This is a genomic window from Pelagibacterium sp. H642 (genome assembly GCF_031202855.1).
Lineage (GTDB): Bacteria > Pseudomonadota > Alphaproteobacteria > Rhizobiales > Devosiaceae > Pelagibacterium.
Genome location: NZ_CP101829.1, coordinates 3,478,481 through 3,499,767, shown reverse-complemented (window position 1 = coordinate 3,499,767; position 21,287 = coordinate 3,478,481). Strand labels below are relative to the sequence as shown.

Annotated in this window: 21 protein-coding genes and 1 tRNA gene; 12 read left to right on the top strand and 10 right to left on the bottom strand. The window is 58.8% G+C overall.

Translation table 11 applies throughout. The features are described 5' to 3' along the window. The first annotated feature begins 32 nt into the window (after positions 1 to 32). The 9 genes from gyrA to map all read left to right on the top strand — a co-directional run bounded on the left by gyrA (position 33) and on the right by map (position 9,692). Positions 33 to 2,744, top strand: a complete 2,712-nt coding sequence (gene gyrA / locus NO934_RS17475) for a DNA gyrase subunit A (protein ID WP_309163757.1) — start codon at positions 33 to 35, stop codon at positions 2,742 to 2,744. Between the two features lie 71 nt (positions 2,745 to 2,815). Beyond that, positions 2,816 to 3,436: a LysE family translocator gene (locus tag NO934_RS17470; protein WP_309161268.1), complete on the top strand. Its 621-nt coding sequence runs from the start codon at positions 2,816 to 2,818 to the stop codon at positions 3,434 to 3,436. A gap of 11 nt (positions 3,437 to 3,447) precedes the next feature. Then, on the top strand, positions 3,448 to 3,936 hold the full coding sequence (coaD, locus tag NO934_RS17465) for a pantetheine-phosphate adenylyltransferase (RefSeq protein ID WP_309161267.1): 489 nt from the start codon (positions 3,448 to 3,450) through the stop codon (positions 3,934 to 3,936). Further along, positions 3,936 to 4,556, top strand: a complete 621-nt coding sequence (locus NO934_RS17460; protein WP_375143265.1) for a peptidylprolyl isomerase — start codon at positions 3,936 to 3,938, stop codon at positions 4,554 to 4,556. Before coaD ends, NO934_RS17460 begins: the two co-directional genes overlap by 1 nt. Before the next feature lie 20 nt (positions 4,557 to 4,576). Then, positions 4,577 to 5,053, top strand: coding sequence for a peptidylprolyl isomerase (locus tag NO934_RS17455; RefSeq protein ID WP_309161266.1), 477 nt, complete (start codon positions 4,577 to 4,579; stop codon positions 5,051 to 5,053). Positions 5,054 to 5,080: 27 nt separating this feature from the next. Continuing rightward, positions 5,081 to 6,154 (top strand): tRNA preQ1(34) S-adenosylmethionine ribosyltransferase-isomerase QueA, encoded by a 1,074-nt coding sequence (gene queA / locus NO934_RS17450; RefSeq protein WP_309161264.1) that lies wholly within the window; start codon positions 5,081 to 5,083, stop codon positions 6,152 to 6,154. After that, positions 6,151 to 7,284 (top strand): tRNA guanosine(34) transglycosylase Tgt, encoded by a 1,134-nt coding sequence (gene tgt / locus NO934_RS17445; protein WP_309161262.1) that lies wholly within the window; start codon positions 6,151 to 6,153, stop codon positions 7,282 to 7,284. The genes queA and tgt overlap by 4 nt, the downstream gene beginning before the upstream one ends. 9 nt (positions 7,285 to 7,293) lie before the next feature. Then, positions 7,294 to 8,934: a glucose-6-phosphate isomerase gene (gene pgi, locus NO934_RS17440; protein WP_309161261.1), complete on the top strand. Its 1,641-nt coding sequence runs from the start codon at positions 7,294 to 7,296 to the stop codon at positions 8,932 to 8,934. Between the two features lie 2 nt (positions 8,935 to 8,936). Further along, a complete protein-coding gene (gene map / locus NO934_RS17435) occupies positions 8,937 to 9,692 on the top strand; it encodes a type I methionyl aminopeptidase (RefSeq protein WP_309161260.1) in 756 nt (251 codons plus the stop codon). 9 nt (positions 9,693 to 9,701) lie between these two features. Here map and NO934_RS17430 read toward each other — a convergent pair whose 3' ends face one another. The 6 genes from NO934_RS17430 to motA form a co-directional block, all read right to left on the bottom strand. Further along, positions 9,702 to 10,427, bottom strand: a complete 726-nt coding sequence (locus tag NO934_RS17430) for a hypothetical protein (protein WP_309161259.1) — start codon at positions 10,425 to 10,427, stop codon at positions 9,702 to 9,704. A gap of 35 nt (positions 10,428 to 10,462) precedes the next feature. Then, positions 10,463 to 10,855, bottom strand: a complete 393-nt coding sequence (locus tag NO934_RS17425; protein ID WP_309161258.1) for a DUF2147 domain-containing protein — start codon at positions 10,853 to 10,855, stop codon at positions 10,463 to 10,465. 89 nt (positions 10,856 to 10,944) lie between these two features. Beyond that, on the bottom strand, positions 10,945 to 11,475 hold the full coding sequence (locus tag NO934_RS17420; RefSeq protein WP_309161257.1) for a hypothetical protein: 531 nt from the start codon (positions 11,473 to 11,475) through the stop codon (positions 10,945 to 10,947). A gap of 3 nt (positions 11,476 to 11,478) precedes the next feature. Then, positions 11,479 to 11,928, bottom strand: coding sequence for a hypothetical protein (locus NO934_RS17415; protein ID WP_309161256.1), 450 nt, complete (start codon positions 11,926 to 11,928; stop codon positions 11,479 to 11,481). 73 nt (positions 11,929 to 12,001) lie between these two features. Then, complete coding sequence (locus NO934_RS17410) at positions 12,002 to 12,898, bottom strand: flagellar motor protein MotB (RefSeq protein WP_309161255.1); 897 nt, start codon at positions 12,896 to 12,898, stop codon at positions 12,002 to 12,004. A 20-nt stretch (positions 12,899 to 12,918) separates the two neighbouring features. Continuing rightward, on the bottom strand, positions 12,919 to 13,782 hold the full coding sequence (gene motA, locus NO934_RS17405; RefSeq protein WP_309161254.1) for a flagellar motor stator protein MotA: 864 nt from the start codon (positions 13,780 to 13,782) through the stop codon (positions 12,919 to 12,921). A gap of 176 nt (positions 13,783 to 13,958) precedes the next feature. Between motA and NO934_RS17400 the strand changes: the two genes are divergently transcribed. Beyond that, positions 13,959 to 14,888 (top strand): SMP-30/gluconolactonase/LRE family protein, encoded by a 930-nt coding sequence (locus NO934_RS17400; RefSeq protein WP_309161253.1) that lies wholly within the window; start codon positions 13,959 to 13,961, stop codon positions 14,886 to 14,888. Between the two features lie 64 nt (positions 14,889 to 14,952). On the opposite strand, the gene NO934_RS17395 is transcribed toward NO934_RS17400, so the two are convergent. After that, positions 14,953 to 15,028: transfer RNA gene (locus NO934_RS17395), tRNA-Lys, on the bottom strand. 145 nt (positions 15,029 to 15,173) lie between these two features. Continuing rightward, positions 15,174 to 15,743: a hypothetical protein gene (locus tag NO934_RS17390; RefSeq protein WP_309161252.1), complete on the bottom strand. Its 570-nt coding sequence runs from the start codon at positions 15,741 to 15,743 to the stop codon at positions 15,174 to 15,176. Positions 15,744 to 15,906: 163 nt separating this feature from the next. On the opposite strand from NO934_RS17390, the gene glmU reads away from it, so the two are divergent. Together glmU and glmS are read left to right on the top strand one after the other, a co-directional pair. After that, positions 15,907 to 17,253, top strand: a complete 1,347-nt coding sequence (glmU, locus tag NO934_RS17385) for a bifunctional UDP-N-acetylglucosamine diphosphorylase/glucosamine-1-phosphate N-acetyltransferase GlmU (RefSeq protein WP_309161251.1) — start codon at positions 15,907 to 15,909, stop codon at positions 17,251 to 17,253. 8 nt (positions 17,254 to 17,261) lie between these two features. After that, on the top strand, positions 17,262 to 19,088 hold the full coding sequence (glmS, locus tag NO934_RS17380; protein ID WP_309161250.1) for a glutamine--fructose-6-phosphate transaminase (isomerizing): 1,827 nt from the start codon (positions 17,262 to 17,264) through the stop codon (positions 19,086 to 19,088). Between the two features lie 12 nt (positions 19,089 to 19,100). Here the strand turns inward: glmS and NO934_RS17375 are convergent, their stop codons facing one another. Further along, positions 19,101 to 19,598, bottom strand: coding sequence for a DUF1353 domain-containing protein (locus NO934_RS17375; protein WP_309161249.1), 498 nt, complete (start codon positions 19,596 to 19,598; stop codon positions 19,101 to 19,103). 254 nt (positions 19,599 to 19,852) lie between these two features. Continuing rightward, entirely contained in the window at positions 19,853 to 21,262 is a 1,410-nt protein-coding gene (locus NO934_RS17370) for an MFS transporter (RefSeq protein ID WP_309161247.1), read from the bottom strand. Positions 21,263 to 21,287: the final 25 nt, after the last annotated feature.

The following is a 21,287-nucleotide window of genomic DNA, read 5'->3' as shown; positions in this document are numbered from 1 at the left end:
TGACAGACACGCCAGAAGATGACGCGGGCGGCATGCTGCCATCCGACATCAACCCGATCTCGATAACCGACGAGATGCGCAAGTCCTATCTCGATTACGCCATGAGCGTGATCGTGAGCCGGGCCTTGCCCGATGTGCGCGATGGGCTGAAGCCCGTTCACCGCCGCATCCTCTTTTCGATGCATGAGCAGGGATACGAATACAACAAGCCCTACCGCAAATCGGCCCGCGTGGTCGGTGACGTGATCGGTAAGTATCACCCGCACTCGGACGATGCGGTCTATATGTCGTTGGTTCGCATGGCGCAGGATTTCTCCATGCGCGTGCCGCTGATCGATGGACAGGGCAACTTCGGCTCCGTGGACGGCGATATGCCGGCAGCCATGCGATACACTGAAGCACGCATGGAAAAGGTCACCGGGTCACTGCTCGAGGATCTCGACAAGGATACCGTCGATTTCCGCGACAACTATGATGCGAGCGAGAAAGAGCCGACGGTTCTGCCGGCGCGCTTTCCCAACCTGCTCGTCAATGGCGGCGGCGGCATCGCGGTGGGCATGGCCACCAATATCCCCAGCCATAATCTGGGAGAGGTGATCGATGCGTGCCTCGCCGTGATGGACAATCCGGGCATCACGGTCGATGAGCTGATGGAAATCATGCCTGGACCGGACTTTCCAACGGCCGGCATCATTATCGGTAAATCGGGTATTCGCTCCGCCTATGAAACGGGGCGCGGTTCGATCCTGATGCGCAGCCGCGTGACCGTCGAAGAGGTGCGCAAGGAGCGCGAGGCGCTCATCGTCCATGAGATTCCCTATCAGGTGAACAAAGCGACGATGATCGAGAAGATCGCCGAGATGGTACGCGACAAGCGCATCGAGGGCATCTCCGACATCCGCGATGAATCCGACCGGCAGGGTATGCGGGTCGTGATAGAATTGAAGCGCGACGCCGTGGCCGATGTCGTGCTCAATCAGCTTTATCGCTACTCGATGCTGCAGACCTCGTTCGGCTGCAATTTCGTGGCGCTCAATGGCGGCAAGCCCGAGATCATGCCGCTCAAGGCGATCCTCGAGGCGTTCCTGCAGTTCCGCGAGACGGTGATTACCCGGCGTACGCGGTTCCTGCTCAACAAGGCACGCGATCGGGCCCACGTGTTGGTCGGCCTCCTGGTGGCGGTCAACAATGTGGACGAGGTTATCCGGCTGATCCGCTCATCGCCGGACCCCGCCACGGCGCGCGAAAAGCTGCTCGAACGCGATTGGCCGGCGGCCGATGTGATCGACCTCATCGGGTTGATCGACGATCCGCGGCACAAGGTGAACGATGACGGCACCTTCCGCCTTTCTGACGAGCAGGCCCGCGCCATTCTGGCTCTGACACTGTCTCGCCTGACCGCGTTGGGGCGGAACGAGATCGGCGAGGAGCTCAATACGCTCGGCGAGCAGATCAAGGACTATCTCGATATCCTGCGCTCGCGAGACCGTGTGCTGGCGATCATTCGCGACGAACTGGCGGAGGTGCGCGATCAATACGCCACGCCACGTCTGACTCAGATCGACGAATTTGCCGGTGATCTGGACGACGAGGACCTGATCGCGCGCGAAGACATGGTGGTGACGGTCAGCCATGCCGGCTACATCAAGCGTGTCCCGCTCTCGACCTATCGCGCCCAGCGAAGGGGCGGGAAAGGGCGCTCTGGTATGTCCACGAGAGACGAGGATTTCGTCTCGCGGCTGTTCGTCGCCAACACCCATACGCCCGTTCTGTTCTTTTCCTCGCGCGGCATCGTCTACAAGATGAAGGTCTGGCGGCTGCCGGTGGCGGCGCCCAATGCGCGCGGCAAGGCGCTGATCAATATGCTGCCGCTTGAAGAGGGCGAGCGCATCACCTCGATCATGCCGTTGCCCGAGGATGAATCGAGCTGGGAAAGTCTCGATGTGATGTTTGCCACGCGTTCGGGCAATGTCCGGCGCAACAAGCTGTCGGACTTTGTGGAAGTGCGGCAGAACGGCAAGATCGCCATGAAGCTCGATGAGGGCGATGGGATCGTGGGCGTCGAGACTGCCAGCGAAAGTGACGACATCCTGATCACCACGGCCAACGGGCAGTGCATCAGGTTTGCGATCACCGATGTTCGCGTGTTCAAGGGCCGAGATTCGACGGGCGTGCGCGGGATCAATCTCGCTGAAGGCGATGAAGTGATCGCCATGTCGATCCTGCGGCATTTCGAGGCCTCTGCCGACGAACGCGCTGCATACCTCAAGATGAGCCGTGCCGTGCGCGGCGAGACCGAGGAAGTAGGCGACAGCGACGAAGAAGCAGCGGGCGATGCTCCGCTCGACCAGGATCGGTATGCCGCGATGAGCGCATCCGAGCAGTTCGTATTGACCGTCTCGGAAAAGGGTTACGGTAAGCGGACCTCCTCGTTCGAGTACCGGATTACCGGGCGCGGCGGCAAAGGCATCGTAGCCATGGCGGTCAACGCCCGAAACGGCAAGTTGGTGGGCTCGTTCCCCGTTGAGGATGAAAACCAGCTCATGCTGGTGACCAATGGTGGGCAGGTCATCCGCGTGCCGGTCGATGGCATTCGGATCGTGGGGCGTTCGAGCCAGGGTGTCACCATCTTCCGTACCGCCGCTGACGAAAAGGTCGTCTCGGTAGAGCGCATCAGCGAGCCGGAAAATGGCGACGATGAGGGGCCGGCCGAAGTGTCAGAGGCGCCGGACGCCGAAGAGTAGTTGTTGCTGTGCCATGGCCTCTTGCCAAGTGCAGGAGGCCATGGCTAGCTGACGGCTCTTCGGAGGCTGCCATGCTCGAATTTTCCTCCCTTCTCGCCTTTCTGCTGGCCTCGTTTTTTATAGCGGTAGTTCCAGGCCCCACGGTCACGGTCATTATCGCGAGTGCCCTTGCGCGCGGAACCGTGGCCGGCATGGCCATCATCCTGGGTACGCAATTGGGGCTCGTCTCAATGATCCTGGTTGTTGCGCTTGGGATGGAAGCGGTGATGAGTGTAATGGGATGGGCGTTCGATTGGATCAAGATGATCGGCGCCGCCTACCTTGTGTGGCTCGGCTATAAGATGCTGCGATCGAGCGGCCGGATCGAGGCCGGCGAAGCCGAGCGGCACCGCACTCTGCGCGGCTATGTCATGCAGGGCTTCATCGTCATCTGGTCCAACCCAAAAGCGCTGCTGATGTTCGGAGCATTCCTGCCACAGTTCGTCGTGGAGAGCAGCGCCGCGTTTCCCCAGATTCTGCTGTTGGGCGGGCTTTTCATGCTGGCAACGACGCTGAGTGATTCAGTCTATGCGGTGCTGGCAGGGCAGGCGCGGCACTGGATCAGCTCTGCGCGTGTGCGCCTGGTCAACCGGGTCTCGGGCGCCGTCCTGATTGGCGGAGGCATCTGGCTTGCGCTGCAGCGCCGGGCATGACAAAAACCGGCATGACTGAACGTGTGGGCTTTTACCCCGGATCGTTCGATCCGGTTACAAACGGCCATCTCGATGTGATCGAGCGGGCATGCAAGCTCGTCGACCGCTTGATCGTCGGCATAGGCGTTCATGCGGCGAAAAAGCCGATGCTGACGGCGGCGCAGCGGCGTGACCTTCTGGTCGAGACCGCGGGAGCGATCGGAACGCGGAAGGGCGTGAAGATCGAGATCGTCGAATTCGACGGCCTGATGGTCCACGCAGCGCAGCGGCTCGGTGCTGGGTTGGTTATTCGCGGCTTGCGCGATACCACCGACTACAATTACGAAATGCAGATGGTGGGCATGAATGCGCAGATGGCTCCGGACATTCAGACGGTATTCGTACCGTCGAGTCCCTATGTCCGCCACATTTCCGCAACGCTGGTGCGCCAGATAGCGGAAATGGGGGGTGACGTTTCGCCCTTCGTACCTCGTTTGGTTCTAAAACTCCTGGAGCAATAATGGCCGGACATGCTGCCAAACCGACCAACCGCGTGGTTGGTGCCCTCGTCTTCGCCTTTGTCGCACTGTTTGGTGCAATGGTTGCCTGGCCCTATCTGCCGTTCGGGCAGACGCCGGCCATGGCTCAAACGCCTGCCGAAGTTCCTGCCGACACACCGATTGCCACACTCATGCTGGAAAGCGGCGAAGTGACGATTGCGCTTCGCCCCGACCTAGCCCCCGAACATGTGGCGCGGATCACCGAACTGGCCAATTCGGGCTTTTATGACGGATTGAAATTCCATCGCGTGATCGACGGCTTCATGGCCCAGACTGGAGATCCATTGGGCAATGGCACCGGCGGTTCCGATTTGCCCGATCTTGCCGCCGAGTTCTCGAACGAGCCGTTCGTGCGCGGGACGTTGGGCATGGCCCGGTCGATGGATCCCAATTCGGCCAATTCGCAGTTCTTCATCGTAACCGCGGATTCTCCACATCTGAACGGCCAGTATACGTTGTTCGGCCATGTCGTTTCGGGCATGGAGTTGATCGACGGGTTGGAAAAAGGGCCGGCCAGCGCGAACGGCGCTGTCGCAAACCCCGACATCATGGTTTCTCTGCGCGTAGCAGAGCCTCAATAAGCAAGACAAGGAGGCCTCTCATGGCCGATTACGCCAATCCTGAAAACACGATCATCATGGAAACCAGCAAAGGCAAGGTCGTCATCGAACTGCGCCCGGACCTGGCCCCCAACCATGCCGAGCGCATCAAAGAACTGGCTCGCGAAGGCTTTTACGACGGCATCGTCTTCCATCGTGTGATCGACGGTTTCATGGCGCAGGTTGGTTGCCCGAAGGGTAACGGCACCGGCGGTTCGGACAAGCCTGACCTGAAGGCCGAGTTCAGCCAGGAAAAGCATGTGCGCGGCACGGTTTCGGCGGCTCGTTCTTCGAACCCCAACTCTGCCAATTCCCAGTTCTTCATTTGCTTTGACGATGCGCCTTGGCTCAATGGCCAGTATTCGGTGTTCGGCAAGGTGATCGAGGGCATGGATGCCGTCGATCAGCTCGAACGTGGCGAGCCGGTCCGCAATCCGGACCGCATCGTTTCCATGCGCGTCGCTGCCGACGCCGCCTGACATCTACCGGTCCTCGGATTTCACACGATGAAGGTCGACCTTTTCGACTTCGATTTACCTGAGGACCGGATCGCCCTCCATCCAGTGTCGCCGCGAGACAGCGCGAAAATGCTGGTTGTAGGCGCCGATGGGTCGCTCTCGGACTGGGTGGTTACCGACCTCGAGAATATTTTGCGGTCCGGCGACGTCCTTGTCGTCAACGACACCCGCGTTATTCCCGCCGAGCTCAAGGGCCTACGGCACCGGGATGAACACGTTGCTTCGGTTTCATTCAATCTGCACAAGCGTGTTGATGGCCATACCTGGCTTGCGTTCGCACGCCCGGCCAAGCGGTTGAAGGTTGGCGACCGGGTGGTGTTCGGTGCCACGTCCGAAGTCTGCATGCTGGACGAGTTGTTCGCCACGGTTGAAGCGGTTGAAGACGGGCAGGTGACGCTGGCTTTCGATTTTTCCGATGCCACGCTCGACGAAGCCATCAAGGCCCGTGGGGCGATGCCGTTGCCACCCTACATTGGTGCCAAACGGAAGATAGAAGAGCGTGACAAGTCCGACTATCAGACGGTCTATGCAGAGCATGACGGCGCCGTCGCCGCCCCGACGGCAGGATTGCACTTTACACCCGAGCTTCTGGAGCGACTGGAAGCAAAAGGCATCCAGATCGAGCGCGTGACACTTCATGTGGGGGCAGGGACCTTCCTGCCGATGAAGGCCGACGATACCGAAGATCACACCATGCATTCCGAATGGGGAGTTGTTTCTCCCGAGACGGTGGAGCGCATCAACGCAGCAAAGTCGGCGGGAGCGCGCATTGTGGCAGTGGGAACGACCAGCTTGCGGCTGCTCGAAAGCGCTGCGCGGAGAGCAGGCATTCTCGAGCCATTTGCCGATGAGACAGACATCTTTATCACGCCGGGGTTCACGTTCCGTGTCGTTGACGTGCTGATGACCAATTTCCACCTGCCGCGTTCAACGCTGTTCATGCTGGTTTCGGCCTTTTGCGGATTGGAGACCATGCACAAAGCCTATAAGCACGCCATCGACGCCTATTACCGCTTCTACTCCTACGGCGACTCTTCGCTGCTGTTCCGAGCCGATAGATGACCGAACGCTTTCAGTTCACCCTTGCCACCACCGATGGAATGGCGCGGCGGGGGCAGATCGATACGCCGCGCGGCGAGATCAGAACGCCGGCCTTCATGCCTGTCGGAACGGCGGGAACCGTGAAGGCGCTCTATCCCGAGCAGGTGCGCGAGACGGGCGCCGATATTCTTCTGGGCAACACATATCACCTCATGCTTCGGCCTGGCGCCGAGCGGGTAGCACGCCTGGGCGGGCTGCATGAGTTTATGGATTGGCAGCGGCCGATCCTCACCGATTCTGGTGGATTCCAGGTGATGAGCCTCGCCAAGCTCCGGAAGCTCGACGAGAACGGGGTGACGTTCAAATCCCATATTGACGGGTCCTCCCACAGCCTTACGCCGGAACGCTCGATCGAAATTCAAAAGCTGCTGGCCTCCGATATCATCATGCAGCTCGACGAATGCGTGGCTCTGCCGGCCGAGCGCGATGAGCTCGAGCGGGCTATGGAGCTCTCGATCCGTTGGGCTGAACGTTCGAAGCGGGCCTTCGACGACGCCAAGGGCCGCGCCCTGTTTGGAATCGTCCAGGGGGGCGATGATCCCAAACTCAGGTCGCGTTCGGCGGCTGGCCTCGTCGATATCGGCTTTCACGGCTATGCCGTTGGTGGACTGGCCGTAGGCGAGCCGCAACAGGTTATGTTCAAGGTGATCGAAGAGATCACGCCCGAGCTGCCTTCCGACAAGCCCCGTTATCTTATGGGCGTAGGAAAGCCGGACGATCTGCTCGGTGCCGTAGGGCGTGGTATCGACATGTTCGACTGCGTGCATCCCACGCGCGCAGGGCGACACGGTCATGCCTATACACGCTTTGGCGTCATCAATCTCAAGAACGCCCGTCACAAGGACGACAATCGGCCGCTTGACGAACTTTCGCCCAACCCTACAGCCCGGCGGTTCTCCCGCGCCTATCTGCATCATCTCGTGCGCAGCGAGGAAATTCTGGGTGCCATGATCCTTAGCCAGATCAATCTCTCTTATTATCAGGAGTTGATGGCCGGGATGCGAAATGCGATTGAAAGCTCTGCTTTCGACCAATATTGCGCTTCGGTCCGCGAGGGCTGGGCCAAGGGCGATCTGCCCGCTCTCGAATAGGGGAAAACCATGTCGAACAAAATCCGTAAGGCAGCTTTCGAAGACCTCAAACAGCACAGAAAGCGCCTTTCGGGGACGACGATGCGCGAACTGTTCGCGCATGACCCGGAGCGGTTCACGACTTACTCCGCGCGCTTTGGCGATATTCTGCTCGACTACTCGAAGAACCGGATCGATAGCCAGTCGATGGCCGCGCTGTTCGACCTTGCTAGGGCGGTCGATGTGGAAGGCCGGCGCGACGACATGTGGTCGGGTAAGCCGATCAACGTCACCGAGCGCCGGTCCGTGCTTCACATGGCACTGCGCCATTTCGGTGAGGCGCCTGTGCTCATAGATGGCGCCGACGTGATGCCGGCGGTGCGCGATGTTCTGGTTCGCATCAAGGGATTTTCCAATGATGTGCGCGACGGGGCCATCCGGGGGGCGACTGGCGAACAGTTCACGGACGTAGTCAATATCGGCATCGGTGGATCGGACCTTGGTCCGGCTATGGTGACGCTCGCTCTTGCGCCTTATACGCGCCCGAACTTGCGCGCCCACTACGTTTCCAATGTCGATGGCGCCCATATTCACGATACGCTCAAGGGCCTCGATCCGGCGAAAACGCTGTTCATCGTCGCTTCGAAGACGTTCACGACCGACGAGACCATGACCAATGCACATACCGCGCGGGCTTGGCTTGCCAAGTCGCTCGGCGAAGAGGCGGTGAACGACCACTTCGCTGCGGTTTCTACCAATATCGAGGGGTGCCAGTCCTTCGGAATTCGCGAAGACCGCATCTTCGGGTTCTGGGACTGGGTTGGCGGTCGCTATTCGGTGTGGTCGGCCATTGGCCTGCCAGTAGCGATAGCCGTTGGCTATGAGAACTTCGAAGCCTTCCTGCGCGGGGCAGGGGAAATGGACCAGCATTTCCTCACCGCTCCACTGGAACAGAACCTGCCGGTCATCATGGGGCTCATGGGAGTTTGGTACCGCAACGCCTGGGGTTTTGCGACCCACGCGGTTCTCCCTTACGATCAGCGTCTATCTCGGTTTCCTGCCTATCTTCAGCAGCAGGATATGGAGTCGAACGGAAAATCGGTGACGCTCAACGGCAAGGATGTCGGCTGGGAAACCGGCCCGGTCATTTGGGGAGAGCCCGGCACCAATGGGCAGCACGCGTTCTACCAGCTCATTCACCAGGGGACGAGCGTCGTTCCGTGCGATTTCCTGCTAGCTGCCAATCCGCATGAAGACCTGTCGCCGCATCACGCCAAGCTCGTCGCCAACTGTCTGGCGCAATCCGAAGCATTGATGTTGGGCAAGACCGAGGACGAGGTTTTGACCGAACTCAAGGGTGCGGGCTTGAGCAAGGATGAGATCAAAGCCTTGCTGTCGCACAAGGTTTTCCCGGGAAACCGCCCGTCCAACACAATTCTTTATTCCAGGCTGGATCCGGAGACGTTGGGTAAGCTGGTGGCGCTTTACGAGCACAAGGTTTTCGTGCAGGGCGCCATCTGGAATGTCAATTCTTACGACCAATGGGGTGTGGAGTTGGGCAAGCAACTCGCCAAGGCCTTGCTATCTGAAGTCGAGAGTGCCGAGACCGCCCAGGCTCACGACAGCTCAACTCAAGGCCTATTGGCTCATTTCCATTCGCTCAAGGGCTGACCATGACTATCACTTCGGAAGAAGAACTTGAACGCCTCAAGGCCATCGGCAGGATTTGCGCCATCGCGCGTGATCGGATGGCTGAAGCAATCGAGCCGGGGATGACCACGCAGGAACTCGATGATATCGGGCGCAAAGTGCTCGACGAGCACGGCGCACGCTCGGCTCCGCAGGTGACCTACGATTTCCCCGGCGCAACATGCATATCAGTCAACGAGGAAGTGGCGCATGGTATTCCGGGGCAGCGAGTTATCGGTCCGGGCGATCTGGTCAATATCGACGTGTCGGCGGAAAAGGATGGTATCTTTGCTGACACGGGCGCGTCCTACATCGTTCCTCCCGCGAACCGTCGCATCGAAAGGTTATGTCGCGACGGCAAGAAAGCGATGTGGACGGGCATCCGAGCGGTGAAGGCCGGCGGGCGGCTGGCCGAGATTGGCGAGGCGATCGGCAGATTCGCTGGAACCAACGGCTATACGCTTCTGCGCAACCTTGCCAGCCACGGGATTGGCTATGGTTTGCACGACGAGCCGGGGGAAATTCCGACCTGGCCCGATCGCTCGGAGCGTCGCCGCATCGGCGATGGTCTGGTTTTCACCGTCGAGCCGTTCCTGTCGCTGGGTGGGCAGATGGCCGAGGAGAAATCCCTTAACGATCCATGGACGCTGGTCAGTGTGCCTGCGGCGCCGTGCGTTCAGTATGAGCACACGGTGGTTGCCACGCGCCGCGGCGCTGTCGTCGTAACGCTGGCTGCTTGAGCGGCACGCTCAAAAGCTTGTGCGAATACCGATCGTCGTTGCATTGGCTGAGCCGCCACCGCCGAAGGTATTCCACGCTCCGGATCGATGGTGGAGGCGCCAGAAGACTTCCGAGCTGGGATTCTCCACAGTCGAAAAGCTGATCTCAGGGCTGAGGTAGAATAGAAAGTCTCCGGGCAGCCCGTCTATAGCTTCGCGCTCGGCTTCCGTTCCCATGGTTCCGGTTACCGCGCTTGCGCCAAAAGTCAATGAGGGCGAGATACGAAGCGTATCTCCGACCACGAACCCATCGTAGCGTCCCACAACGCCACCCCAGACTTCGCCAGTCGTTTCTTCGCCTGTTCTCACGGCAGCTCCAGCCTCGAGGCCGAATTTGAGATCTTCGATCGGCTCGGTGAGAAAATGCTGGTAGCCGCCGCCGAGGACGATGGCCTCTTCATACTCAGCAGTGAAGGGATTGAGCATTCCCGCCATATCGGATTCGCCCATGCGACCGCCGAAGATAAAGACCTTCTGATCTTCCGATGGCACGGGCGAGGTATCAAATTGAGCAAATGCGGGGGTTACAACCGCGATCGTAGCGAGAGCGAAGACAAATCGTTTCATGGCAAGAATCCCGCCCGCTTGTTGCGGGCTGTCATATGGAACGTGACGGACATCCGAAAGTTCCTGTTCCCTTCTGTTGGCTTGATGCCTGAACGATAAGCCCGCAAAAATGCGACACGAATTTGTCATTGCCGAAGTCGGCAACCCGGAGCATGAATGAAGGTTTAAATGCGCTCCAGCTCCATGGACTTGCAGAAGATGCCCATGCAGCCGCTCAGCCGCAGCGTATCGGCATCAACCAGGGTCAGATTGCCCGAGTACGTACCGCCGTTATAGGAGACGGTTCCACTCCAGGTGTTGACGCCGGACGGCACCGCACCCTGCATGACATAGTCATTAAGATAGCTGGACAGGTCGGCATGGGCTTTGACATCCTCCCGTAGCCAGGTGAGCTTCGCGCACAGGACGTTGTCGCCGCAGGTGGTGATTTGGAAGCGGGATTCACCGCTTGCCAGTTCCCAATCGCCGACTGGCGTTGGGGTGCTTGCGGCGAGTGGAGATGCGAGTGCGGTCAATGCAAAGCACGCCGCACCCAGACGGGTTGCGAGATCGAACATATTGGGCTCTTGGATCGTGTTACTGGTCGATACCGCGAGCTTGACGCATCCGCATTGAACCAAGCCGGAATCGGCTGTTCAGATTGCGTTCATCGGGGCAATAGAACCAACATGAGCGGTGCAGCCACAAACAGCACTGCTATGGCTAAAATGCGCAGCAGAAGCGATGTACGCAGACGTGTGGGTGAAACTAATGAGACAGCGAATACGACAACGGGGGAAATCAGCGCCGATTGGAGAAAACCAAGCTGCAGGAAATTCTCGTATCCAGCGAGCCTGAGCAGCAGCCAATAGCCGGCCACAAACCCTGCCAATGCAGCCATGAGCATAAGCAGGACGTCGGCGAATACAGCTATCATCTTGTCGAGATAGGCGCTCGAAAAAACCAGAACCAGCCCTGTCGCGACCAGGAATGCAGCCGCCAGAGTGTTCGGCAGACGGAGATCGGAAAGAACCGCCACAGTGTCGTGAGGACGATAGCGAGCCAGATTGCCTTCGAACGGCACCGGAAAGGGAAGGGCAACGAGGCCCCAAACGAGCGCGAGCAAAACGAAAGAGCTGAGCGCAAAAAAGGCAAGCGTAATGGCAATCGCCTTCAGCCTGCTGGAAATCGAATTCATTGCCTATTCGGCCCCTTCGATGAATACCGAATAAGCGGTGTAGCAATAGGATGTCTCGCAATCGACGAGGTCCAATTCGAGCTCGATACGACCGTCAGCTTCCGAAACAAAGGTGACGATGGGATAGTAGTCGTCGAGTCGATCCTCGCCCAGGAGCTTGCCTGCACTGTTGTAGACGCCAAGATCGAGATCGATGCAGTCCTCGTCGCAATCGCCCATGACCTGAACGGATGTGTTGGCAGGAACATCGAGGGCCAGGCGGATCGCTTGTCCTTCATCGACGCGAACGACGCCGAAGGAATCCAGGACATGGCCGGGTTCCGTATAGTTAATGTTTTCGAGAACCTGCTCGTAGAGACGGGAGATATGAACGTTTTGGGCAGACACCGGCGTGGCCGTGGCCACGAGCGCAGATGCCCCAAGCGTAGCAAGACTGAAACGAATAAAGGCCATCTATCTATCGTCCCCGTATCTCTGTTGCGCCTAGCATTAGTGCGCGTTCGACGGAGGAGCAAGACGGACGTAGCTAGGGAGCCATGTTGAGCGGAATAGGGGAGGCCTCGTTGATCACCGTAATCCTTATGCGTTCATTGGCCGCCAGGTAGGGATCGTTGACGAAGTAGGGTTCACTACTGGCGCGGCCAACCACGGAATGGATGCGCTCGTTGGAGAGGCCGAACTCTCCAAGGATCGAGCGAACGGTATTGGCTCTATCGGTCGAGAGCTCCCAAGCTGTGTATGCCGGGTCCGAATAGACGACACCGGCGGCTGTGTGGCCGGAAATACGAACCTGATTGGGGAGGCGCTCCAGCGTCGGCGCAATAGCGGCGATGGCGGCGCGCATCCATTCGTAAGGATACTTGGATCCCTCCTGGAACATTGGACGGCCGCGCTGATCGATGATCTGGATATCAAGTCCTTCCTCGGTCGCCTCAACGATCAGATTATCCGATATTTCGGTGATCTCGGGCATAGCTTCCCAGGCTTGGCGAATGCTGGCGGCTGCGCTGTGGAAGAGCTGCGGGTCCGTGGACGAAAGGTTTGCCGATGAATCTTTCTCTGCGGCTTCGGTGTCGCGGACATTGCCTGCGGCAGCCTCGATGGCCGAGTTCTCCTCGCCATCAGTATCAGCAATGCCTTCAGCGTCTGAATTGCTGGTCATCGCGCCCATGGTATCCATCGCGCGGCCAGCCATCGCACCGCCGGACCCGCTGAGGCTTTCGCTCACGTTTGGCGGTGCGAAATAATTCGCCAGGCCCTGCTTCTGTTCGGGCGTGGTCATGTTGATCAGCCACATGAGCAGAAAGAATGCCATCATCGCTGTTACGAAGTCAGCGTAAGCGATCTTCCAGGCGCCGCCGTGGTGACTGTGGCCGCCCTTTTTGCTCTTCTTGATGATAATCGTTCCGTTGGCGCGCGACATGGTTCGACGTCTCCCGGACCTTATTGGGCCATCTTGAGGTCGCTGGTCGCCTTGTCGACTTCAGCAAAGGTCGGACGGTCCTCCGACATCACGGCCTTGCGGGCGAACTCAATGGCGATGACCGGAGGATATCCGGCAACGTGAGCCAGCAGCCCGGCCTTCATCGAGAGAAAATACTTCGACTCAGCCTCATTGGTATTGCGGAGGGCTTGAGCCATCGGCCCAAAAAAGCCGTAAGCACAAAAAACCCCGAGGAACGTGCCCACCAAAGCGCCGCCGATCAGGTGACCGAGCACTTCGGGCGGCTCGGTGATAGCCCCCATGGTCTTGATGACGCCGAGCACCGCCGCGACGATACCAAGGGCAGGCGTCGCGTCGGCAAGAGCCTGAACGGCAGCAACAACCCGCTCCTGTTCCTGGTGATGGGTTTCCAGTTCCTCGTCCATCAATGACTCAAGCTCATGAACCGCGTAGGTGCCAAGCGTTATCATTCGCAGGTAGTCGCACATGAACTCTACGGCATGGTGGTTCTTTGCGAATGTGGGAAACCGGGCGAACAAATCCGATTGCTCCGGATTCTCCACATGCTGCTCAAGGGCAAGAAGCCCCTTTGACTGAACGAGCTTGAAGATCGAGAATTGAAGGCCAAGCAGTTCGACATAAGACTGCTTGTTGTAGCGGGGGCCGCGAAAAAGCGATCCGAGCACGCCAAGGCTCTGCTTGAGCACGGCCTTGGGGTTGCCGATAATGAAGGCGCCGATAGCCGCGCCCAGGATGATAACGGCCTCAAAGGGCTGCCAGAGGACCTCCAAATGCCCACCCATAGCGGCATAGCCGCCGAGAACGGATAGGAAGATGATGACGGTTCCGGCAATCAATCGCATGCGTCCTGCACTCCTTGGGCCGGCAACTTTCTGTGCCGCGCATCGATCTATACGCGGGCAAAGTTACTGAACTCTGAGTCGAGCAGGGGGTGCGACAGGACGTTCCAGGCGCTTAACGCTTGTGATCTTTGTTCGCTCCGGGCATCATTGATTGAAGCACAAGGAGGAAGTTGCTTATGATTAGAATCGCTTTTGCTGGAACTCTCGCTCTCCTGAGCTCTACCGCATTTGCTCAATCGGCTGGAGGAGATGCCGAACAACCCTTTGCCGCCGGCGCTCCGCTCAGCGTAGTCAATGAGGCCGGCGAAGAAACTACGCCGACCGATAACGTCCGGGTTTTTGGCAGTTTTCACTTTGCCGAGAGCTGCACGTTCGATGCCGATCGCAACCTCATCCTAGTGATGAATGCCGGTGCGCCTCAGGAAGCAATCGAGAATGACGGCTACGTTTCGCTGCTCAATCCCGACGGCACCGTCCACACCAGCAAATGGATTGGCGCTACTCGCGATGGCCTGACGCTTAACCATCCGCTGGGCAGTGCCATTGCCGATGGAACCCTTTACGTCGCGGATCTCAATACCGTGCGGACCTTTGATCTGGAAACGGGCGAGCCTGGTGATGCTTACGAGATCGAGGACGCGACGTTCCTCAATGGAATCGCTGTGTCGGAAGGCACGATTTATGTTTCCAACACTCGCGAACCTGAGCGCGTCTATGCAATCAGCCCAGAAGGGGAAACCTCGGTTTTTGTTGAAGGCGCGCCGCTGGCAGCTCCCAACGGGATTGCCATCGATGGAGAAGGCAACATCGTAGTCGTCAATATCGGCAATAACGAAGTGCTGACATTCAGCCCCGATGGTGAGCTCGTTGAAACCGAGAACGCGGTCGAGAGCGGCAATGACGGTATCGTTATTCTCGAAGACGGCACCAAATATGTGAGCAGCGTGCGCTTCGGCAGCATCTCGCGCATAGCGCCGGGCGAAGAGGCCGAGATCATCGCTTCAGGCATCCCGAGCGCCGCTTCGATCTGTTATGATTCAGCTCAGAACCAGATCGTAGTACCGATGAACCCACACAACGCGGTGGCATTCGTCGGACTGGAGTAGACGAAAAAGCTATGCTCGGCGCACCGAGCGCCGGGTATAGCGCTCTCCGCCTCGGTTTAAAGATTGGTAGGCTCGCCGGGACTCGAACCCGGGACAACTCGATTAAAAGTCGAGTGCTCTACCAGCTGAGCTACGAGCCCCTACCACGGGCGGGTCGGATCGACCGGCTGGCGACGCGCGGAACATAGTGCTTGGTCTCGTTGAGTCAACCGGTTTGTTGGTTCAGGCCTTTGGTGTGACCAGGATGCTCCACCATAGCCTGCCGGATCGCAGCACCATCAAGCCTTAGAACGCTGGCGGCAAGCCAAGATCTGGGGCGTGGACGTGCAAGGTGCGCGCAAGCTCTGTGGCGAGGGCCGGAGGCAGCGGCTGCTTGGCCGGCGCGGCAGCGACGCCATCAAAAAGTGGACTGTAGCGCACCGCCACGGTCCCGCCTTCGACCTCGTACACCTCCTCGGCAACGTCCGTGATCGATGCGGTCAGGAGCGATCTGTCGATATCGCTCTCGAGCGGCAATGATTCGATCAGTAACGGCAGGCTCATCTCCACGGCGGCAAGGCGGCGGATAACCTCATCGCTGTCATCGCTGAGAAGATCGAACCTGGCGTGCAGGGCCCGATAGTCTCCAAGGATACGGTTGCGATCCTGCTCAAGCTCTGCGAGTTGGATGCGCATCTGATTAACGCCGCCACCTTCCCGATAGGGGACGTGCAGCTTGCCCAGAACGTGAGTTGGGACAAGAAATGACAGGTTGGCCGCGAGAACCGCGACGGCGCCACAGACAAGAGAGGCTATGCCCCAGGGAGCAATCTCGACGCTTTCGGATGGAAGGGAAAACCGTATCGGTCTTTGCACCTAAATGTATCCCGTTTTGTCGCCGAATCAGATCAAACCTGACTTTAGCGATTCAAGCGTAAACGGAGACGTTACGCCGATCTGCCAGGTTGGATACCAACACCGTACTGCCACAAAGATGGGCCAAGGGGCCTGCACCAGCGACGCCTTTGGGGACAATGGAATGACCGATCTTTCAGTAATCGTTCTCGCGGCCGGAGAGGGCACGCGGATGAAGTCGAGCCGCCCTAAGGTGCTTCATAAGGTGGGCGGACGCCCCATCGCGGGTCACGTGCTTAAGGCTGCACGCGATGCTGGAGCCGCGACAGTGGCGATGGTCACGGGACCGGGTCACGATGCTGTGCGCGAAGCAATGGCCCGGATTGATCCCCAAGTGGTGTTTTTCGCACAGACCGAGCGAAGGGGAACGGCGCACGCCGCCTCAATGGCACGCGCCGTTTTTACACAAGCGCAGGGCTATATAGCTGTCGTTTATGGTGATCACCCGCTGCTTCGTGGCGAGGATTTCCAGCGCGTAACGGACCGACTTGACGCAGGTTTGGATGCCGCAATCCTGGGGTTCGAGCCCTCCGATCCAACCGGCTATGGGCGCTTCATCACCGATGGCGACAAGCTTCTGGCCATCCGTGAGCACAAAGACGCGAGCGAGGAAGAACGCCGGATCGGGATTTGCAACGCCTGTATCCTGGCGTTCCGCGCCGAGGTGTTCCAAGCGCTGATCGACAGGGTCGGCACCGACAATGCGCAGGGTGAGTATTATCTGACAGATCTAGTGGAACTCGCCAATCGGGCAGGGCACTCGGTCGGGTATGCCATCGCCCCCGAAGACAATGTCATGGGAGTCAATGATCGCGCGCAACTCGCCAGGGCCGAGGCTGTGTTCCAAAATCTGCGGCGCGAGGATTTCATGCGTTCCGGCGTCACGCTGCACGATCCGGCTAGCGTCTATTTCTCATTCGACACCGAGATTGCGCCCGATGTGGAAATCGAGCCCAACGTGGTATTCGGCACTGGCGTCAAAATCGACGCCGGCGCAGTGATCCATGCCTTTTCTCATATCGAAGGAGCTCACATCGGCGCCAAAGTCAGCGTCGGCCCTTTTGCGCGGCTTCGGCCGGGAGCCAATCTGGCGGAAGGCGCGAAGGTGGGCAATTTCGTCGAGGTCAAGAATGCTGACGTCGGGCAGGGCGCCAAGGTCAGTCACTTGACCTATATCGGCGACGCGGAGATCGGCGCGAATTCCAATATCGGCGCCGGCACCGTGACCTGCAACTATGACGGGTACAACAAGGCCAAAACGATCATCGGCAAAAGCGCGTTTGTGGGTTCGAATTCAGCCCTGGTGGCGCCGCTCGAGATCGGGGATGGAGCCTATATCGCATCCGGCTCTGTGATTACCGAGCCGGTACCCGCCGATGCTTTGGGAATAGGGCGTTCGCGTCAAGTCAACAAGCCTGGCTACGGCAAAGCGCTCAACGAGCGCTTCAAGGCGATCAAAGAGCAGAAATAGGGGGCAATATGTGCGGCATCGTCGGAATTATCGGGGTCGAACCTGTTGCCGGTCGTCTGGTCGAGGCGCTGCGTCGGCTTGAATATCGTGGCTATGATAGCGCGGGCGTCGCCACGCTTACGCCATCCGGCCTCGATCGCCGGCGAGCTGAGGGTAAACTCAACAATCTTGCCGGACGTCTTGCGGAAGCACCGCTTGAAGGCATCATCGGGATCGGACACACGCGCTGGGCGACCCATGGCGGGGCGACTGAAGGCAATGCTCATCCCCACACCACGGAGAAGGTTGCGGTTGTCCATAATGGCATAATTGAGAACTTCAAAGATCTCCTCGAAGATCTTGCACGGGATGGATATTTCCCGAACAGCGAGACAGATACGGAGTCTGTCGCTCTTTGGGTAACACGCGACCTGGACAGGGGTGCAACTCCGCAGGAAGCGGTGGCGCGGATGCTGCCCAAGTTGCGGGGCACGTTCGGGTTGGTGTTTCTTTTCGCCGACTATGACAAGCTGCTGATTGCGGCGCGGCAGGGCTCGCCGTTGGCCGTGGGGCATGGGCAAGAAGAGATGTATCTGGGCTCGGATGCGTTTGCTCTGGCCCCGTTCACCAACCAGATTACTTATCTGGAGGAAGGAGATTGGGCGGTCGTCACGCCGGGCGAGGCCGAGATCTTCGACTTCGAGGGCAATCGCGTCGAGCGGATACGCCAGGTTTCCTCGGCATCAGCCGCGTTGGCGGATAAGGGCAATCACCGCCATTTCATGGCCAAGGAGATTTATGAGCAGCCCGAAACTATTTCCCATACGCTGGCTCACTATGTCGATCTCGCTGCGGAGGGCGTCAACTTGCGGGAGACGCTGCCGTTCGATTTCGCCAACCTTTCCCGACTGACGATAACGGCCTGCGGCACGGCATATTATGCGGGCCTGGTGGCCAAATACTGGTTCGAGCGTTACGCGCGACTCGCCGTTGACGTCGATGTTGCTTCCGAATTTCGCTACCGCGAGCCACCGTTGCCGGACAATGGTTTGACGCTCGTCATTTCACAATCGGGGGAGACTGCCGACACTTTGGCGGCACTGCGATATGCCGCCAAATCCGGGCAGCATATCGCCGCGCTGGTCAATGTGCAGGAGTCGACGATCGCCCGGGAGAGCCATGTCGTGTTTCCCACCTTATGCGGCCCGGAAATTGGCGTAGCTTCGACCAAAGCATTCACAGCGCAACTCACCGCGCTGGCCAGCCTGGCCGTTGCCGCCGGGCAGGCGCGGGGTGTGCTCAGTGCTTCGGAAGCTCATACGCTCGTGCGCGCATTGATTGAGCTGCCCAGCGCCGTATCCGAAGCGCTGCGCCACGAAGCGCGGATTGAAACTATCGCGAGGCAGCTCGCACGGGCATCGGACGTTCTCTATCTCGGCCGCGGGCAGATGTTTCCCTTGGCCCTGGAAGGTGCGCTCAAGCTCAAGGAGATTTCCTATATCCATGCGGAGGGCTATGCGGCTGGTGAGCTCAAGCATGGCCCGATCGCTTTGGTCAATGAAGAGATGCCGGTGGTGGTCGTTGCGCCTTCAGATCCGCTTATGGAAAAGACGCTTTCGAACATGCACGAAGTTGCGGCGCGCGGTGGCAAAATCATTTTGATCACCGATGCAACCGGCCGGCAGGAAGCTGGCGAGGATGCTGGTGAGATCATCGAGATGCCGCGCGTGAACCCATTTGTTGCTCCGATCGTTTCGGCGATTCCGGTGCAGATTCTTGCATATCATACCGCAGTTTTCATGGGCACGGATGTCGATCAGCCACGAAACCTCGCCAAATCGGTGACGGTGGAGTAGGGGCAATTGGCATCAGTCGTTTTCAGTGACGTAGTCCTCTATGATTGGAGTAACCGCGGCGGCACGACTTTCCTTCCATCCGGGACCGCCACCGATCCTCACAGCGAGATAGATCAAGGTGCGGAAAAACCTGCCGACACCACGATTCTCCATCGCTTCTTTCATAATCGCGTCGGCCTCGGCTCTGGTGTAGGGGCGGGGCCGGGTTATGGATGCGTCGTGACCTTTCCAGATGCCGGTTCCTCCGGTGTCATAAAGGTAATCGTGGATGATGGCCGCCTTCACCCACGGCCCGTCGGGCGGGATCAATGTCCATGCCCATCTCGGCACTGAGGCGAGATCGGTTACAAATCCTGCCGGAACAGTGATCGTGTCACCGGCATCTCCCGTGGTGTATACCAATGGGCGTTGGAGACCCCACAGGCTCCGGCCTTCTTTTAGTGAAGGCATCAGCTTGTTATCGAGCAGCACAAGTACGAGCTTGCCACCAAACCGATCGAAATGCTGCATCGGGTGCTCCCAATTGCTGTTATGATTGTCGACCAATGTTCCCACGTATCGAATATCGCGTATCGAGATCTAGCTGGTGGGAGGCGAGTGGTACATTAGCAGGATCACATTTGAATGATTCGCATAATATATATTATGGAACCAATGACCATCTGAGAGTTCTGTTCCACTGTGTTCGTCGTCGCTTCTAAAGTGCCAATGCCTCGACATAAGCGATAACGGCCTGGGCTTGAGTGCGCCTATGAGCGCGTTCTCTAACTAACTTCCTCCGGCTTCCCTGAAGTGCTCGTCATCGTGGAAGCCGCCGTCGCCGCGCTGATGAAGGCAAGTGCCGCAGCGGCGATCATGATCCAGACATAGGATTGCGTCAGCGCTTCCGGCGGTAGTGCCGAAAGGTCCGAACCGCCGAAAGCGAATCCCAGCGCGGCGACGGCAATAAGCCCGCCAACGCGAGACGCTGCGTTGTTGATGCCCGAGGCCGTTCCGCTGGCATCGCTTGGTGCCGCGTCGAACACCGCAGTCGTCAATGGCGCGACCGTTATCGTCATTCCCAGCCCAACAATGAAGAGGCCGGGAAAGAATGCGATCCAATAGCCGCCGGAATTCACCAGCGATGCCAAAACGAGGTAGCCAGCACCAGTGGTTGCGGGGCCTGCAATTAGCATGACACGGGTGCCGATGCTCTTGGCGAGCGAACCGGCAAATCGCGAACCTAGTCCGAGCAGAATTGAAAACGGCAGGAGCGCGGCGCCCGCCGCGGCAGCGCTGTAGCCCTGCGCATAGATGAGAATGAACGGCAGGATGAACAGCGAACCCGATAGAGAGGCATAAAGGGTTATGGTCAGCAGATTGGCTCCCGAGAACTGACTGCTGGAAAACAGGCCGAGCGGTATGAGCGGTTCGCTGGCCCGCTGCTCGATTACTACAAAGGCTATTGCGAATGGGATTGCCGCCAGAATTGCGATCACTCCCAGTACGGTATTGCCTTCGCCGGCTGTGATCAGCCCATAGGACAAAAGCCCCAACCCAGCGACCATTGTCAAAGTTCCAGCAAAGTCGAACTCGCGATATGTACGATGGCCGGGAGCGCTGGCGATCCGATAGCCCATGACGAGGGCCACGGCAGCGATGGGAACGTTGATATAGAAGATGGCACGCCAGTTAACCACGTCGACCAGCCAGCCGCCCAAAGGCGGGCCAAGAGCGGTCGTTATGGCACCGGCAGCCGCCCAGGTCCCGATCGCTTTACCGCGGTCTTCGCCGGTATAGGCCGAACCTATGAGTGCCAGGCTTGCAGGAATGAGAAATGCACCTGCGATGCCCTGGATTACGCGAGCGCCGATCAGCGTGATCGGCGTTGGAGCGACGGCGCATGCGACCGAGGCGAAAGCGAACCCCACCAGCCCACCAAGAAAAATCTTGCGCTGCCCGAACCGATCACCAACCGTTCCGCCGAGCAAAATGAGGCTGGCGAGCATCAACATGTAGCCGTTGACCACCCATTGAGTAGTCGCAAGCCCGGCGTCCAGATCATCCTGAATGGCAGGAAGCGCCACATTGACCACCGAACCATCGATGAATCCAAGGCTGGAGCCCAGAATTGTAGCAGGCAACACCCAGCGCGTATCACGCACGGCCGTCTGCTCCTGATCGGTAACGCTCATTGCCCTTCCCCTTATCGAGGGCAGT

Excerpts from the sequence above, each read along its gene's own strand:
- gyrA (WP_309163757.1), top strand. The coding sequence starts at position 33 with ATGCTGCCATCCGACATCAACCCGATCTCGATAACCGACGAGATGCGC.
- glmU (WP_309161251.1), top strand. The coding sequence starts at position 15,907 with ATGACCGATCTTTCAGTAATCGTTCTCGCGGCCGGAGAGGGCACGCGG.
- queA (WP_309161264.1), top strand. The coding sequence starts at position 5,081 with ATGAAGGTCGACCTTTTCGACTTCGATTTACCTGAGGACCGGATCGCC.
- NO934_RS17470 (WP_309161268.1), top strand. The coding sequence starts at position 2,816 with ATGCTCGAATTTTCCTCCCTTCTCGCCTTTCTGCTGGCCTCGTTTTTT.
- glmS (WP_309161250.1), top strand. The coding sequence starts at position 17,262 with ATGTGCGGCATCGTCGGAATTATCGGGGTCGAACCTGTTGCCGGTCGT.
- tgt (WP_309161262.1), top strand. The coding sequence starts at position 6,151 with ATGACCGAACGCTTTCAGTTCACCCTTGCCACCACCGATGGAATGGCG.
- NO934_RS17420 (WP_309161257.1), bottom strand. The coding sequence starts at position 11,475 with ATGAATTCGATTTCCAGCAGGCTGAAGGCGATTGCCATTACGCTTGCC.
- NO934_RS17430 (WP_309161259.1), bottom strand. The coding sequence starts at position 10,427 with ATGACAAATTCGTGTCGCATTTTTGCGGGCTTATCGTTCAGGCATCAA.
- NO934_RS17425 (WP_309161258.1), bottom strand. The coding sequence starts at position 10,855 with ATGTTCGATCTCGCAACCCGTCTGGGTGCGGCGTGCTTTGCATTGACC.
- NO934_RS17410 (WP_309161255.1), bottom strand. The coding sequence starts at position 12,898 with ATGTCGCGCGCCAACGGAACGATTATCATCAAGAAGAGCAAAAAGGGC.
- coaD (WP_309161267.1), top strand. The coding sequence starts at position 3,448 with ATGACTGAACGTGTGGGCTTTTACCCCGGATCGTTCGATCCGGTTACA.
- NO934_RS17400 (WP_309161253.1), top strand. The coding sequence starts at position 13,959 with ATGATTAGAATCGCTTTTGCTGGAACTCTCGCTCTCCTGAGCTCTACC.
- map (WP_309161260.1), top strand. The coding sequence starts at position 8,937 with ATGACTATCACTTCGGAAGAAGAACTTGAACGCCTCAAGGCCATCGGC.
- NO934_RS17370 (WP_309161247.1), bottom strand. The coding sequence starts at position 21,262 with ATGAGCGTTACCGATCAGGAGCAGACGGCCGTGCGTGATACGCGCTGG.
- pgi (WP_309161261.1), top strand. The coding sequence starts at position 7,294 with ATGTCGAACAAAATCCGTAAGGCAGCTTTCGAAGACCTCAAACAGCAC.
- NO934_RS17455 (WP_309161266.1), top strand. The coding sequence starts at position 4,577 with ATGGCCGATTACGCCAATCCTGAAAACACGATCATCATGGAAACCAGC.
- NO934_RS17375 (WP_309161249.1), bottom strand. The coding sequence starts at position 19,598 with ATGCAGCATTTCGATCGGTTTGGTGGCAAGCTCGTACTTGTGCTGCTC.
- NO934_RS17460 (WP_375143265.1), top strand. The coding sequence starts at position 3,936 with ATGGCCGGACATGCTGCCAAACCGACCAACCGCGTGGTTGGTGCCCTC.
- motA (WP_309161254.1), bottom strand. The coding sequence starts at position 13,782 with ATGCGATTGATTGCCGGAACCGTCATCATCTTCCTATCCGTTCTCGGC.
- NO934_RS17415 (WP_309161256.1), bottom strand. The coding sequence starts at position 11,928 with ATGGCCTTTATTCGTTTCAGTCTTGCTACGCTTGGGGCATCTGCGCTC.